This is a genomic window from Paenibacillus sp. FSL H8-0282, assembly GCF_037963825.1.
Taxonomy (GTDB): domain Bacteria; phylum Bacillota; class Bacilli; order Paenibacillales; family Paenibacillaceae; genus Paenibacillus_AQ; species Paenibacillus_AQ odorifer.
In genome coordinates, this window is record NZ_CP150146.1 from 562,818 (window position 1) to 578,130 (window position 15,313).

Annotated in this window: 13 protein-coding genes; 8 read left to right on the forward strand and 5 right to left on the reverse strand. The window is 43.5% G+C overall.

What is annotated here, in order from left to right:
• Positions 1-7 precede the first annotated feature (7 nt).
• The 3 genes from NST94_RS02465 (at position 8) to NST94_RS02475 (ending at position 4,240) form a co-directional block, all read left to right on the forward strand.
• The gene (locus NST94_RS02465; protein WP_076179742.1) at positions 8-1,933 is read left to right on the forward strand and encodes a U32 family peptidase; all 1,926 of its coding nucleotides are present in this window, start codon (positions 8-10) and stop codon (positions 1,931-1,933) included.
• Positions 1,934-2,030: 97 nt separating this feature from the next.
• Complete coding sequence (locus NST94_RS02470) at positions 2,031-3,317, forward strand: aspartate aminotransferase family protein (protein WP_076179741.1); 1,287 nt, start codon at positions 2,031-2,033, stop codon at positions 3,315-3,317.
• A 38-nt stretch (positions 3,318-3,355) separates the two neighbouring features.
• Entirely contained in the window at positions 3,356-4,240 is an 885-nt protein-coding gene (locus tag NST94_RS02475) for a UbiA-like polyprenyltransferase (RefSeq protein ID WP_076179740.1), read from the forward strand.
• Between the two features lie 568 nt (positions 4,241-4,808).
• Here the strand turns inward: NST94_RS02475 and NST94_RS02480 are convergent.
• The 4 genes from NST94_RS02480 to NST94_RS02495 all read right to left on the reverse strand — a co-directional run bounded on the left by NST94_RS02480 (position 4,809) and on the right by NST94_RS02495 (position 9,323).
• Positions 4,809-5,789, reverse strand: coding sequence for a polyprenyl synthetase family protein (locus tag NST94_RS02480; protein WP_076124510.1), 981 nt, complete (start codon positions 5,787-5,789; stop codon positions 4,809-4,811).
• Between the two features lie 16 nt (positions 5,790-5,805).
• On the reverse strand, positions 5,806-6,255 hold the full coding sequence (locus tag NST94_RS02485) for a hypothetical protein (RefSeq protein WP_076124508.1): 450 nt from the start codon (positions 6,253-6,255) through the stop codon (positions 5,806-5,808).
• Positions 6,256-6,500: 245 nt separating this feature from the next.
• Complete coding sequence (locus NST94_RS02490) at positions 6,501-8,381, reverse strand: FAD-dependent oxidoreductase (RefSeq protein ID WP_076179739.1); 1,881 nt, start codon at positions 8,379-8,381, stop codon at positions 6,501-6,503.
• A 48-nt stretch (positions 8,382-8,429) separates the two neighbouring features.
• Positions 8,430-9,323, reverse strand: a complete 894-nt coding sequence (locus tag NST94_RS02495) for an FMN-binding protein (RefSeq protein ID WP_076124505.1) — start codon at positions 9,321-9,323, stop codon at positions 8,430-8,432.
• Positions 9,324-9,783: 460 nt separating this feature from the next.
• On the opposite strand from NST94_RS02495, the gene NST94_RS02500 reads away from it, so the two are divergent.
• The 5 genes from NST94_RS02500 to NST94_RS02520 all read left to right on the forward strand — a co-directional run bounded on the left by NST94_RS02500 (position 9,784) and on the right by NST94_RS02520 (position 14,098).
• Positions 9,784-9,987 carry a CsbD family protein gene (locus NST94_RS02500; protein WP_036682530.1) on the forward strand — a complete coding sequence of 68 codons (204 nt, stop codon included), beginning with the start codon at positions 9,784-9,786 and terminating at the stop codon, positions 9,985-9,987.
• A 169-nt stretch (positions 9,988-10,156) separates the two neighbouring features.
• Positions 10,157-11,569 carry an ATP-binding protein gene (locus NST94_RS02505; protein WP_076179738.1) on the forward strand — a complete coding sequence of 471 codons (1,413 nt, stop codon included), beginning with the start codon at positions 10,157-10,159 and terminating at the stop codon, positions 11,567-11,569.
• 104 nt (positions 11,570-11,673) lie between these two features.
• Positions 11,674-12,939: an MFS transporter gene (locus NST94_RS02510; RefSeq protein ID WP_036682545.1), complete on the forward strand. Its 1,266-nt coding sequence runs from the start codon at positions 11,674-11,676 to the stop codon at positions 12,937-12,939.
• A 19-nt stretch (positions 12,940-12,958) separates the two neighbouring features.
• Positions 12,959-13,624 carry an oxidoreductase gene (locus NST94_RS02515; protein ID WP_339281617.1) on the forward strand — a complete coding sequence of 222 codons (666 nt, stop codon included), beginning with the start codon at positions 12,959-12,961 and terminating at the stop codon, positions 13,622-13,624.
• Between the two features lie 93 nt (positions 13,625-13,717).
• Positions 13,718-14,098 (forward strand): RidA family protein, encoded by a 381-nt coding sequence (locus tag NST94_RS02520; RefSeq protein ID WP_036682524.1) that lies wholly within the window; start codon positions 13,718-13,720, stop codon positions 14,096-14,098.
• Between the two features lie 94 nt (positions 14,099-14,192).
• Here NST94_RS02520 and NST94_RS02525 read toward each other — a convergent pair whose 3' ends face one another.
• The gene (locus tag NST94_RS02525; RefSeq protein WP_076124500.1) at positions 14,193-14,960 is read right to left on the reverse strand and encodes a TspO/MBR family protein; all 768 of its coding nucleotides are present in this window, start codon (positions 14,958-14,960) and stop codon (positions 14,193-14,195) included.
• Between the last annotated feature and the right edge of the window lie 353 nt (positions 14,961-15,313).

Here is a 15,313-nt window from a genome sequence, read left to right on the forward strand (position 1 = left end):
AACTTGAATGGCACGTTATTTTAACGGTAGAGAAGTCGAATTACTCGCACCCGCAGGAACGTTTGAGATTTTCAAGGAAGTGATCCAATCACGGTGTGATGCAGTTTATTTTGGTGGACCTGTATTGAATATGAGAATGATGCGTAAAGGTTATAATCTTACTCATGAAGAGATCGTAGAGGCACTTGATATCGCACACCGTCTAGACAAAAAAGTGTATATCACTGTGAATAATCTTTTTAGTGAGGAAGATGTGGAGGAAGCTAGAGAATACTTGCGTTTCCTTGATGGTGCTCGGCCAGATGCCTTGATTGTTCAGGATATGGCAGTGTTGGAGCTTATTCGGGAGATGGAGCTTAACCTTCCTATTCACTCTTCTGTAATGATGAATGTTCACAACCTGGAGATGATCTATGCGCTGCGTGATCTGGGTGTAACTCGTGTAGTTACCTCGCGGGAAATGGACCTGCAGACAGCTAAGCTGCTTGGTCAGCGGAGTGGTATGGAGCTGGAATATTTTATTCACGGGGATATGTGCTCTGTGCATGGTGCAAATTGTTACTTCAGTTCCCATGTTTTTGGCATGAGCAGCAACCGGGGAAAATGTATGAAGCCTTGCCGCTGGGATTATCGGGTTAAAAAAGACGGATATGTATATCCTGCTGAATATCCACTGGCTGTCAAAGATATGTTTATGTATGAGCATCTTCCGGAATTGATTGAATCAGGTATTACTTCCTTCAAAATAGAAGGCCGTATGCGTGATAAGGATTTTATGGTGATGCTGGCGAATAGCTACGGCGAAGCCATTGACCGATATATCGATGATCCGATTGGCTTTGATCGTACGGTTGATACTAAAGAGCTGTACAACAACCGCAAGCGTGACTTTTCGACAGCTTATGCTTTTGGTAAACCAGGGTTAGCTAACATTAACCGTCGTTATGAAGGCACGGGCAAATTCTATAGCACTGGAAAAGTATTTAGCACCCCAACCGCAGAACGTGAGCTATCTGAAAAACGTGTAGAGGAATTGCGGGAACGTTTGGCGCAAGAAAAGAAACCTAAGGCAACAAAAGCGAAGCTGGCTGTACGTGTGAATAATATGGAACAGGCGCGCGTAGTATTGGAGCTGGGTGTGGATAGTTTATACTTGCCGGGGGATGTATTTGAACCGGACAGACCTTTTACAAAATGTGATATTAAGGAACTTGGTGAACTAAAAGGCGATAGCAAAATCTATTTAGGGTTGCCACGCATGATGACCGAGCTGCATTTCGATCAATATGATCAATTGCTTGGTGGAGAACGCTTGCCGATCGACGGTCTAATCGTTACTAATTTGGGAGCGATTCGCAGATACAGTTCTACAGGTTATCCGTTAATTGGAGATGGTAGTTTAAATGTCTACAATCATCTTTCCGCCCAATTATATGCAAAATTAGGTTTAACTCAGCTTTCGGTTTCACCGGAAATGACGCTGGAGCACTTTGCTACCTTTGCCTCGCGTTGTGACACGCCTTTGGAAGTTGTTGTACATGGTACACCTGCACTAATGTATATGGAACATGATCTTTATGAGAATACTGAAGTAATGGAGCCTATTGCTGAAGAGGATAATCAATATGTGCACAATAATGTATTGGTTCTAAAAACAGACAAAGGTGAAAATCCGGTATATCGTGATCAGCACGGCCGTTGCCATCTTTTGTTCGCGAAGGAGCTCTGCTATTTGCCGTTGCTTGGTGAGATGATTGATCTAGGCATATCTAGTTTCCGTATTGAAGGAGCGACATATAGCGCTAAGCAGTTGCGTGAAATTATAATTTCTTATCAACAAGCTATGAATCGTACTGAAGTGAAAGATGATATGCTAGGTGGTCTTGAGCCCATTTATGCGGGTTATACTCTAGGTTCGCTGCAATTTAACTAATTCTATTTTTTGGGGCAAAATACCGTCTGCTAGTAAGAAGAATGCACAGTACTCTATGAATAAGTTACTATTTTCACAAGAAGAGAGGGAATCAATCATGGAACAACAAGAATTCATCGGAAGAGAAGCCGTAGCGGCAAAGCGTAAGCAATATTTCTATCCGTGTACACAGCATTTTTACCGCGATGCGCCTCAGCTTGTGCGAGGTTCGATGCAGTTTGTGTATGATGAACATGGCAAACAATATACAGATTTCTTCGCAGGTGTATCTGTAGTTGCCTGTGGGCACTGCAATCCAGCCATAACTGGACGTACGATTGAGCAACTGCAGCAGCTGCAGCATACGTCCACGATCTATTTAACTCAGCCAAATGTGGATTTGGCTGAACGTCTGGAAGAGGTTATGCCAGGCGGTCTACGCCGAACCTTTTTCGTGAACAGCGGCTCAGAGGCAAATGAAGGCGCACTGCTGCTTGCCCGGATGTATACAGGACGCAAAGGGTTCATTGCACTGGAAAGTGGTTTACACGGCCGCACCAATCTAACTATGAGTGTGACAGGTCTGCCGATGTGGCGTACCGATAAATACTTGGATCATGACGTTGAGTTTATTCCTCGCCCATATCATCCAGAACTATCTCTAGAGGAAGCCGCTGCACTATCCCTGGAATCTCTGGAGCGAGTGCTTGAGGAGAAGGGGAATACTATCGCCGCAATGATCGTAGAGCCAATCCAAGGCAATGGTGGTATGATTATGCCAACGCCAACCTATTTCAGTGAGGTCAAAATGTTGCTGGAGAGATACGGCGTGCTTCTGATCGCTGATGAAATTCAAACTGGATTTGGTCGTACAGGCAAAATATTTGCTATGGAGCATTTTGACGTAATGCCCGATATTATTAGTATGGCCAAGGCACTGGGGAATGGAATTCCGGTGGCAGCCTTTGCGACAACGGATGAGATTGCACTCGCGCTGAACCGTCCGTCGGCTTCAACCTTTGGAGGCAATCCGGTATCTGCTGCAACGGCGCTGGCTGTGCTTGATTATATTCGCGATGAACGGCTTCCTGAACGCTCAGTGCTGCTCGGAGAACGATTGAAAGCAGGGCTAAAGACCCTTCAAGACCGTTATCCTTCGCTTATTGTGGATGTACGGGGAATTGGGCTTATGTTGGGAGCGGAGCTTGCTGGTGAGGATGCAGAAGGCTCTGCGGCGCTTACAGATCAAGTACTGGAAGCGATGAAAGACAGAGGATACCTGATCGGCAAAAATGGCATAGGACGCAACGTACTAGCCTTTCAACCGCCGATGATTATTACGGAAGAGGATATCGACGGGCTGCTTAACAACCTGAATGAAGTCCTTGCGGAGCTTAATGACTAATATAATGAATTTCAAGTAGCGAAGAAAGAGGAAAACGAATGGCTATTCTAAACATTTTTAAAACTGCAGGGCTAAAGCTTAAAATGTTCAGTGAACTGGTGATGTTCTCTCATACGCTCTTTTCGCTGCCGTTTGCCATTATCTCGATGGTGTGGGCTGCTGGGGGCTGGCCATCAGGGCATGTGATGATCTGGGGTCTGATTGCATTGATCGGTGCCCGTAATGGCGCTAATGCATTCAATCGGCTGGCAGACCGTACGTTTGATGAACAGAATCCTCGTACGGCACATCGGCATTTGCCACAACGGTTATTGGCAGAAAAAGAAGTGGTTGTCTTTGTTATTGTCAATTATGCCATCTTTATTGTGGCTTCAGGCATGCTGAACTTGCTCTGCCTGCTCTTATCGCCGGTAGCAATCGTGTTAATATCGACTTATTCTTATACAAAACGTTTTACCTTTCTAAGCCATTTATATTTAGGCTTTGTTATTGCTTCCGCACCGATTGGTGCATGGTTTGCCGTAACCGGAAATATCGCATTTACCCCGTTTGTGATCGGGACGGTAGTTATGCTCTGGATTGCCGGATTTGATATTATCTACGGCACTCAGGACATTGAATTTGACCGGCGGCATGGGTTATGGTCTATTCCGAGCTTCTTTGGATTAGAGAATGCGCTGCGTATCGCCAAAGGTCTACATTTCATTATGATTATGCTGCTATTATTTCTATACGTATGGCAGGATCTCGGCTGGGTGTATCTGGTTGGGATTGGCATCGCTACATTGCTCCTGATGACCGAGCATAAGATTATAAAACCTTCGAATCGTAAGCTGATGAAGGTGGCTTCTTATAATCTAAATCAGGTGATCAGCATAGTGATATTATTGTGTACGCTGATTGATTTTTTCTATGTTAGTTAGGGAGCGGGCTTTGGTGAGCCGGCTGGCTGAGCATTGGCACATTGCCCTCAAACTAACAACAAAAGACAATAGCCTACCCAAAAGGGGTAAGCAAGGGGATCGGAAAGCTGGCTACGCTAGCTTTCCTTTTTTGTGTTGACTCGGGTCCCCGCTCTGCAAGGGGGAAGCTACGAGTTGAATGCAAAGATTAGGGAAAACCTCCCTAATCTTATTGAGTTTTTTATCCTTTGACTCTGTATTAGGGAATTTCTCCCTGAAATATAGCTGGTTACTCTTAAAAGCATGCTAAAGTGGACTTTATTAGGGAGGAATTCCCTAATATCGTGGTTTTCGAACGATTATTAGCTAATTTTAGGGAGGTTTTCCCTAATTATATCCGATGGAGTAGAATGACTGAATTAGCTCATGTGCGCTACGCTGCGTTTGCGTGTTTAGCTTGTCCTGTTGAAGCGGAAAAATAGCAGTTGAATTGCGACAAGATCAATAAAATGATGTGTCTAAATCAAAAAAACGGATACCCCCAAGTGAATGGGAGGTATCCGTTTTTATTTGTATTAGATCGTACGCTTTAGCGATCACGGTCCGCAAAATATTGCAGCAACGTTTCCAGATCAGCATGCGCAGGGTAGGAGGAGAGCTGCTGCACAATAGCTGCAGCTTTATCCAGATAGTTCTGGCTGACCCGTTCAGCGCGAGCGAGGGCATCGCTATTGTTAATTAGGGTGAGCACATGTGCTACTTCAGCGTCGGAAGAATCCGGGCCGATTGCACGGATCACAGGCGAGAGCTTAGGGTCCTGCAAGGCGTACAGCACTGGCAGGGTGACCTGACCATGTCGCAGGTCGCTACCGGCAGGTTTGCCTAGGACATCGGCGGACTGTGTGAAATCTAGCAAGTCATCTTGTATCTGAAAGGACATCCCTAAGGCTTCTCCAAAATTATAAAGGAGATTGGCAACTTCTTCGGTGCTTTCAGTGGACAGTGCACCAACCCGTAAGCAGGTTGCCATAAGAAGAGCGGTTTTGTTTAAGGATTTCTCCAAATACTGATCCATTGTAATTTCATAATCAAAAGCATGTTCCATTTGCTGATATTCACCCAGACACAGCTGAGCGGTGGCTACAGAGGATAAGTCATGAACGTATCTGTTTTTATCTCCTGTATATTTGCTCAGCAGCTCGATGACCCGAGCGGACATGTAATTACCAACATGTACTGCTGACAATGTACCCGTCTTAATATGTAAGGCGGGTACGCCCCGCCGTAACTCAGAACGGTCAATGATATCATCATGAATTAATGAGGCGGCATGAATAAATTCAGCAGCAGCAGCTAATTGAAGCGCTCTGCGACCGGTATCCTTACGGCCAAACCGACTGCCAACAATGACCATGAGGGGACGAAGGCGTTTACCACCGGAATTTATAAGCTCTAGAACACTTTGCGCGAGCTGAGATTTCTTAGGTACATCTTTATCACGCGTCACAAGGTTTACGATTTCGCGGTTGATTTCATTTATGTCTATATTTAAGGCCTCATGCAGCTTCATTTATGGATCCCACCTGTCAAATGGCTTTGCTTGTGCGACTACGCTGTCTGCACTCTTGAATCAAGAACTCTTCGATTCCAGTAGCTGGATCATGTTCCGCGAAGTCTCCATTTGACCGTCTAATCTGCATTTTTTTGATCGAAGGAGCTAGATAAGCAACTAAGTCGAGCTCACGGCATTTCACCGCAAACTGCAGGTAAAAGCTATACAAATAATCTCCATCCAAAATGTTGCGTGTAAGGTCGGGATGATGTGGGATACATTCCATATGGCGCTCTGCTGCCAAAGTGAGAATAGTGTAAATACCCAGCAAATTGACTTTGCGGCTGTATTCCAGATCATGGCGTTCCAGTACCGAGATTAGCTGTTCACATGCAGCCGGAGAGGGCTGAAGCTCAATTCCGGCAATAGGTGACATTTCAGTATGCAACAACCGGAGGGTATCTTCTATGAGTTGTTTGTTCACAAGATTCTCTCCTTCTTGTCGGTTTTGCCGGAAGAAACCATACCCCGATCATCCCTACAAAACCATTCATTCAAGAAAAAACCACCATTTCCTAGGATTAGGAAGGTTATTTTCTTCTTGTAAATAAGGAGAGTAATGTGTCCTAGGGACACATTACTCTGAAGTATATCCATATTTAACCCTAATAAAATACAATTTGCACATATGTTCTATATGATAAATTACACAAATTCAGGGTTTTATTATCAGTCGGTGTATAGATACCATCGTCTGACGAGCGGAATTCTCTTCCACTGTTTCTTAAGCCAAGGAAGTACATAGTAGTCTAGACCAAGTGTGCTTCCCGATCCGCCGATGCAGGCAATACCAGCAGCAACGTACCATAACATTTCTGTCGAGGCCATTTTGGTTGACCAAATCATGACCGACATGCCTACGGTCGCTATAGAAGCAAGCGCTGTGAAGAGACCAACGATGAGCATAATACCGAAGACGATTTCTGCACATACCATACCGATTTGGAACCATTTCGCGAGGAAAGTGTAACTTCCGTCGTTGTTGTAAAACATCAAATCCATGAACCAGTTTGTAATGTTGTATACGAAGTTAGGTACAGGCAACGCTTCAACTGCTTCTTTTGCAGTGGATACTGCTGAAGCTGCAGATTGTGCATCTACGGTGTCTTTAACTGCATCTACTGCAACACTGGCTGCTGATGAAGCATCCGTTGCAAAAGGAGCAGCTGGAATCAAGAAAATCTTATCTGGATCTTTCCAAATCTTTTGGATCTTCTCAATACCTTCGTATAACCACATACCCCCAAGTAGAACACGAAGTGGAACGAGCCAGAAATTAGGTGAACGTTTGGAGAAGTGACCACCCAAGAAGCTCTTGCGGTTCTCAACATGGAAGAATTCATGCATCATATATGTCCATACTTTATTGAATCCGACAACCTGAGAAAGGTAGAACATATTAATAAAGTGTTTAGATAGCATTGCCATGAATCCAGTAAGCATAAAGAACTTACCTGGCAGACCAACGTTTGCTACACCGTAGCGGCTACCAATGGAGACCATTGTACCGTGGAAACCTGGTTTGTAAGCTTTTTTAGCAGTGTTCTGAATGTCGGCGGCAATGTTGCCAGCAACAATCGGAGCGGCTTGTTCAGCGTTCTCAACCATTTGTGGTACAGGACGAGTTTCACCTTCAGGAATGTAGAAAATGTTGTCCCCTACTACGTAGACGTTCTTATGATCTACACTTTCCAGGTTCTCATTCGTAACAATCCGTTTGCGGCCTTGTTGTTGAACTTCAAGTCCACCAACGATTTCGGAGCCTTCAACACCAGCAGTCCAAACAATTGTTTGGGAATCAACGACGTTTTTTTCACCAAGTGCAACACTACCATTGCCTACTTCGGTGATTTTAGCGCCAGTAACGATTTCCACGTTCAGCTTACGAAGGCGAGCTTCAGCTTTTTGAATCAGCTTATCTGGAAGGATAGGCAGAATCTTCGGAGCCATATCAGCCACAATCAGTCTTACTTCGGATGGGTCGATAAAGAACTCCTTGCATAATTCCTCGCGTTGTTCAGCCATTTCACCAACCAGCTCGACACCAGTAAAGCCGGCACCGATAATAACGAACGTTAGCATAGCACGGCGTACAGCTGGATTTTTCTCCATAGCCGCCTTGGTATACATATCGCGGATTTGGCGTTTCAATGCTACCGCATCATCGTAAGACCAGAAGGAGAAGGTGTTTTCTTCTGCGCCTGGAATGCCGAAGAAGGTTGGTTTGCTACCTGTGCCGATTACAAGGTAATCGTACGCGTAGGTAGCTTTATCGGACTTAAGTTTTCTGTTTTTGAAATCGATATTGCTGATCTCATCAAGAACAACATCTACTTTAAGGCCCGCAAAAATTTTCTTAAGATCGATCTTGATTGAATCCTCTGGAGCACGGTTCGCGGCAACCTCATGCAGCTCAGTCAATAGAGTGTGATATGGATTCCGGTCGATCAGTGTAATTTCAACATCTTTGTTTTTCTTAAATTTCTTTGCCAGTTTCTTAGCCGTGAGTACGCCGCCGTAGCCGCCGCCCAAAATGACTATTTTCTTCAAGAGAAATTCACCTCATTCGTCTGATTAGCTGCAGAAGGTCCTGCGAAATTATTTCGCGCCTTCGAGTGCTTTTTCTGCAAGTGTAAAATATTCACCAACATGAATACTCACGCCGGAAATTGCATCAGTTTTGCCTTCAGCATCAAGCGTTGGAGCAGTACCTTTGTTTTCAAGGAAGTATTTTTCAGCCAAAGCGATTTCTTCATGCCATTCAGCAGAAGCGCCGCCAGCTTTCATACCATATTTACCATCAACGGAGAATTGCTTCTTGTCATCGCCAGCAGCATTCAAACCACTGAATTTAACAGCTACAACATTACCGTTAGCAACAGTCAGGTCAACAGTGGATTTCCAACCGGATTCAGCGTCCATTTCGCCTTCAGCATGGTAGCCTCCGTCTTTATATTGACCAGCTTCTACTGGACCAGCAGCAAGAGCAGCTTGAGCAGCTTTTACAAAGTCAGATACGTGTACGGATACACCAGAGATGGCATCAGTTTTCCCCTCAGCATCAAAAGTTATAGCTGCTGGATCTTGTTTTTCGATCAGGAATTCTTCAGCTTTAGCTGCTTGCTCGTGCCATTCAGAAGAAGCACCGCCAGCTTTCATGCCATATTTACCATCTTCAGAAACCTTTTTCTTCAGGTCGCCTGCAGTGTTAACGTTAAAGGCATCCCAGTCAGCTTTAGTGATCTTTCCACCTTCTACAGTTAAGAGTGCGAAATATTGCCAGCCAGTTTTAGCATCAACGTCAGCAGTACCGTAGTAAACTCCGTCTTTGTACTGTCCAGCTTCAGTTCCAGCGTTACCGGAATTTGTTGCAGGAGCAGTTGTTTCAGCTGGTGCGTTAGTAGGGGCTGCGGCGTTGTCTGTGTTGTTACCACAACCTGCGAGCAATCCAAGGATAAGTGCGCTCGACAAGATAACAGAAGCTTTTTTCATTTCAAATGACCTCCAAAAATATAGTTTAAAATATATATATTAAAATGTAAAACATTTTAATAGTCGAGCGAAGTGATAAAAATCACTTTATAAATGATATTTGTCACTTTAATCTCATACCTTATTACCCGTTTGTAACAGTATCATGACTTATATCGGCATACATTAGGAAAAAATTTAATGATGTTGTTTTATCTCCGATGGCATTCTAGCACATGGACTAGGAAAACATTTGTGAAATAAATCACTTAAAAAATTAAATATTTAATTTATATCTGGATTATATCAAATTTTAAAAGATTTGAATACATAAATTAAAAAATATATGTGACAGAATACGACTTAATTTGCTAATGCCATGAATGGCGGAAAGATTCATAGCGAATGGGGAAGGGTAAGTAAAGGTAACACGGGATAACGATCCTACCCTAATTAATTCAGCTAAGGAGATGAGCTTATAATGGACAACAATGTATTTAAAGGGAAATGGAAACAGCTCAAAGGCGAGGCCAAGAAGCAATGGGGCAAGCTTACAGATGATGATCTTGACGTAATTGATGGTGAAAAGGATAAATTAGTAGGTAAACTACAAGAACGTTATGGACACACGAAAGAAGACGCGGAAAAAGAGTACCAAACTTGGGGACGTTCCTACCGCGATTAATTCGTTACTAATGACGTCTATAATAAAATTCCAGAAGAAGAGCGCAAATCGCATCTGATTTGCGCTCTTCTTCTGCGTCCGTGGGCGGTTAGTTATCGAATAGGGCTTTAGTATGGTAGTATTATGAGATGAAAGTTGTAATTTATTTTGCCAAGGTGGGAGTGAATCTATGGGTTATCTTAAAATATTTTTTGGAAACACCGCGATGCTAATAGCTGTAGCCTATTTGGCTAATCTTATATATAAAAGCACCATTTCAAATGCAAGTGTGAGAATAAAGAAAGTAAGCTGGGTATTACTAGCCATCTTTGCCGGGTGGATTAGTACTCTTTTTGGATATAGGCTGGATGAGCATGTGATTTTTGATTTGCGTTTTGTGCCACTTATTATTTCAACGCTGGCTTATCCGCATCCTTTCATTCTTGTTTTGATTGGTATAGGAACAGGTCTTACACGGTTAACTTTTGGAGTAAATGAGGCAGCAATGGCTGGTACAATTAATTTGTCCATTCTAGGATTTGTTTGTGCTGCGCTTAGCTACTGGGTCAGACGATCTAGCTTATGTATAGTGAACAAAGGTTTGATCGTGATTCTAGTCGTAAATGTAATGAATGCAATCAACATTATGGTGTTTGGTGTGATTCCCGCCCCAGAGTACATAAGAGAGATTATGCCGATTACTTTCCCTGCGGGGTTGATTCTAAGTGTTCTATTCTCCTTAATTATTCGTGACTTTCAATTAGGACTCTTACGGAATGTGCAGATTCAGCGTGCTAATGAACAACTGTCTGCCCAGACGGAGGAGCTGCATAAGAATAAGATAGCGCTTGAAGAACGTGCCGATCAGTTAATGATGGCTTCGCAATTTAAATCCGAATTTCTGGCCAATATGTCTCATGAGCTTCGAACACCACTGAATAGCATCATTAATTTATCGCAATTAATTGAAGACAATGATAATTCTCTTACGGAAGCAGAAATGAGTGAGTATGCAGCCATTATCCGCCGTTCTGGTGAAGAATTATTGATGATAATTGGCGATATATTAGATCTCTCCAAAGTGGAAGCAGGTCGATTAGATATTATAAATGAAGATTTAAGTGTTATTGAGATCCCAGAGATCCTGGCTATGCAATTCGCTGTCACGGCTAAACAAAAGGAACTGGAATTTACTATTGCTATGGAAGAAAATATCCCGCAAATGATTCATTCCGATCCACAGCGGATTCAGCAGATCCTGCGTAATTTGCTCTCTAATGCTTTTAAATTTACAAAGTCTGGCCATGTCGCACTCCGTATTCGTCAAGAGGAACGTGGGGAAAGAGCTATTGTGAAGCATTGGATTGTATTTGAGGTAGAAGATAGTGGGATAGGTATTGCACCAGAGAAGCATGCCATGATCTTTGAAGCCTTCCAACAGGCGGATAGAACAATTAGTCGAAAATATGGCGGAACAGGATTAGGACTTTCTATTAGTAATGATTTGGCCAGACTGCTCGGAGGGTTCATTACTTTAGAAAGTGAGGAGGGTAAAGGGAGTCGTTTTTCGCTTTATTTACCCCTCGAATTCATAGAAGAGTAAGCTCCAATATTATTTGTTAATTTGGCGTATTGACAGTAGATTGATGCGGAGTAGAATGAAGCAAATGCCGCATCAAAGGAGTGTTACACCTTTCTATGAACAACATGGAAACTAAGCACACAGTTACTAGTTCAAAGCGTGTCCGTAAAACCTCAGTACATCGCAGGAATTTGCGCATTGCTACCTGGGAAGGTGTGCCATCGACCATTTTCCAGGTCCTGCTGCAAGGGCAGTTTCTAACAGGATTCCTGCTATATTTAGGAGCCACTTCAAGTCAAATTGGATTTGTGCTAGCGCTTACCACTTTGGTTAACGTGATGCAGATCGGGGTAGCTTTTTTGATTCAGAAGCTGCCAAGCCGCAAATGGGCTATGGTTACTTTTATCGGCCTGCATAGGATACTTTGGAGTTCTACGGGGCTAATTCCGTTTATTTTTCCTAAAGAGTATTGGGTCATGGCTTTTATAGCCTTATATACTACTGCTTTTATTGCCAATACGGCGGGTGGTGTGCTGTGGAGCTCTGTGATCAGCGATCTTGTTCCGGCACGTGTGCGTGGACGTTATTTTGGGATTCGTAATACGTTCCTGAATGCACTCGGTAGTCTGGTGATGTATGGTGGGGGTATCGTTTTGGATCGTTATCCCGGGAGCCATGGCTTTCTGATTCTTTATATTGTCGTGTGGATCTTCGCGATCTCTAACGTTGTTGTATTCTTTTTTTATCCCGACGTGCCTTTCGAAAAATCGGAAGAACATAAATTTTTGCCGATGTTTAAGAAACCGCTTAAAGATACTTTATTTATGAAGTCTACTTTGTTTCTGGCCGCCTGGTTGCTGCTGCAGAATTTAACTGTTCCGCTATACTCGTATGTCATGTTGCAGTTACTTCATATAAATTATGAAACGTTATCACTGCTTAATGTGTCCCAGACTCTTTTTATGATGGCTAGTTTCTACGTTTGGGGTAATCTAAATGCAAAATATAGCAATAAACGTCTGTTGTTCTTTACGTTGCCGATTATTGCCTTGTCCTCGTTGATGTGGGGACTCTTGTCTGTGTTGCCGATGCTGTTGGTGTTGTTTGCCGCTCATATTGTTTTTGGTGTAGGTGTAGGCGGTTTCAACCAGCTGGCCTTTAATTTTATTATTGGAGACACGCCGAAAAAAGAACGGCCTATGTATATGGCGACCTATGCGGCGCTTACGGGTTTATCATCCTTTTTTGGTCCGCTTATTGGGGGACAGCTGTATGAAAAAATTGCCCACTGGCCGCAATGGACCCAAGTATACGGCATGCAGTTGGTAGTGGGAACGCTTATGATCGCTCTTGCCTTCCTGCTGGGCCGTCGTATTCTAAAGGACGAATAGAAGTAAAGGGGACTATTCCATGTTAAGGATTGCGTTGGTATTAGGGGCTACTGGGTTAGTAGGGAAAGCGGTTACGGAGGAATTGCTGAATCGTGAAGGTTGGGGTGAGGTGAGAGTGCTTGTACGGACTCCATTAGCTTTAGAACATCCTAAGCTTAAGCAAATCGTTGTGGATTGGGAGAGCCTGGCGGAGTATAGCGATTCGTTCAAAGGCGTTCATTCCATCTTCTGTTGCCTCGGGACTACGATCAAGAAGGCAGGTTCACAAGAGCAGTTCGAACGAGTCGATCTGGATTATCCGCTTGCAGCTGCTGCTATTGCGAGAGATAACGGTGTTAAACAGTTCTTGGTTGTTTCATCCATGGGGGCAGATGCCAAATCGCGCAATTTCTACAGTCGGACTAAGGGGAGAGCAGAGGAAGCGTTAAGCAAAATCGGTTTTCAAGGGCTGCATTTGTTTCGGCCATCCTTGCTGCTGGGTCATCGTAAGGAATTCAGACTGGGAGAACGCGTCGCGGCTAGATTGATGAAAGCGCTGGAGTTTGTGATGGTTGGCAAAGCGGCTAAATATCGTGCCATACCTGGTGTAACTGTGGCGAGAGCTATGGTTAACATTGCCTCTGCTGACACGCATGGTTTGCATATCTACACGAATGAAGTAATACATGTGATTGGAAAACGTTAAGTTTTTCGGGCTGCTAATAAATTTGCATTACGGTGAGAACAGGACTTACAATGGACAATAAATGATCAGCGTTTAATGGAGAGGGGTAACAAGATGAGTAAAAAACAAGTAGCTACTACAAAAGCACCAGGAGCCATTGGTCCTTATAGTCAAGCCATTACCACCGGTAGTTGGGTATACACTTCAGGACAACTGGGCCTTAATCCCGAGACAGGGAATTTGGCTGAAGGCGTTCAGGAACAAGCTCGTCAAGCACTTAGCAATGTACAAGCTATTCTTGAGGAAGCTGGTGCATCACTGGATCATGTAGTGAAGACCACCGTATTCCTAAAAGATATGAATGATTTTGCAGCAGTTAACGAGGTTTACAGCACTTTCTTTAAAGAACCTTATCCTGCCCGCAGTGCCATTGAGGTTGCTCGGCTGCCCAAAGACGGACTTGTTGAGATCGAAGCGGTAGCACGTAAGAAATAAATATGATTTCGCACTTCTAGATTATTCTACAAAAAAAGGCGGGTTAAGGAGGATCACCTTCTTAGCCTGCCTTTTTATATTATCAAGAGGACAATCAGTATCTGCTGTATCTTCTGCGGCGTGGTGTGAGCAATAGCCAAATGCTGTAGAGCAGCAGAAGACCTGCCGTTACTGTGCCCGTTACAAAGACTGCATTAGCTTCTCTATGTTCCAAGGCGATCGCGATGAAAGCCCATACGAAGACCAGAGGATAGATGCTGTCTCGGTTAGGATAGCTGACTAACACCGCAAGCAGTGTCCCCACGCAGAGCATGATCACGGCCCAGGTTATCCCGCTAAGTCCAAACCCATCCCAATGATTTTTCTCCAGCACAACGCTAACATTCACGATAGTCGCCACAGAGATCCAGCCAAGGTATATACTAAAGGGTAGCTTGATCAGCCATTTCTCACCTGAAGTAGGATTTGCGATCTGGCGCGTTCGGCGATAGATAACAATGATGGAAATTAACATTAACACCATGGCAATCAAAGAAAGCTCGATGTATAGATACTGCCAGAGGAAAAGCCAGCTCATATTAAAAACACAGCTCAGGATAAACCAGAACGAAATAGCTCGTACAGAATCCCTAGAACTTGTATAGGAGCGGAATTGATAAATAACGAAACCGGCTAACAAGAGGTAGATCAGCGACCAAATGGAGAACGCGTAGCCAGCAGGAGTCATGTAAGTCTTATATTTGTCAGAGATTTCTCCTGTACTGTTTCCGCCCAAAGGCAAGGTTACCGCCAGCACATTTACGATAATTACACCCACAAAGAATACGAGGTTCCACCATTTATAAGGATTATAACGTCTCAAATAATTCACTCCCTAGCTTTTTTAATAGGGTGTTGCTTATTTAGAATATACCCCTTTTTGGCCTAATTAAGACTATAAAAAGAAAAGAAGTGACTAGTGAGTCATAACATTCTTGGATAGCAGGGCAGTAGTGCGGGGTATTTTAAATGAATCAAATTACGGGGTGTTTCTATATCCTTCAACTTTATTTCATAAAAATCTACAGAAAATATGCAGAAATGTTTTTAAATCAGCGCTTTTTCGTATAAGATGAAGAGATGAAGATTCAAGAAAATATAAGTTTTGTCCTAGTTCTTTATCCTTATATTTACCGCAGGACCGCATTCCCTCTCTAAAAGAGGAAGAAGCGACTT

Coding starts and splice junctions, on each gene's coding strand:
- NST94_RS02505 (WP_076179738.1), top strand. CDS start 10,157: ATGGGTTATCTTAAAATATTTTTTGGAAACACCGCGATGCTAATAGCT.
- NST94_RS02515 (WP_339281617.1), top strand. CDS start 12,959: ATGTTAAGGATTGCGTTGGTATTAGGGGCTACTGGGTTAGTAGGGAAA.
- NST94_RS02520 (WP_036682524.1), top strand. CDS start 13,718: ATGAGTAAAAAACAAGTAGCTACTACAAAAGCACCAGGAGCCATTGGT.
- NST94_RS02465 (WP_076179742.1), top strand. CDS start 8: ATGGCACGTTATTTTAACGGTAGAGAAGTCGAATTACTCGCACCCGCA.
- NST94_RS02500 (WP_036682530.1), top strand. CDS start 9,784: ATGGACAACAATGTATTTAAAGGGAAATGGAAACAGCTCAAAGGCGAG.
- NST94_RS02480 (WP_076124510.1), bottom strand. CDS start 5,789: ATGAAGCTGCATGAGGCCTTAAATATAGACATAAATGAAATCAACCGC.
- NST94_RS02495 (WP_076124505.1), bottom strand. CDS start 9,323: ATGAAAAAAGCTTCTGTTATCTTGTCGAGCGCACTTATCCTTGGATTG.
- NST94_RS02475 (WP_076179740.1), top strand. CDS start 3,356: ATGGCTATTCTAAACATTTTTAAAACTGCAGGGCTAAAGCTTAAAATG.
- NST94_RS02470 (WP_076179741.1), top strand. CDS start 2,031: ATGGAACAACAAGAATTCATCGGAAGAGAAGCCGTAGCGGCAAAGCGT.
- NST94_RS02510 (WP_036682545.1), top strand. CDS start 11,674: ATGGAAACTAAGCACACAGTTACTAGTTCAAAGCGTGTCCGTAAAACC.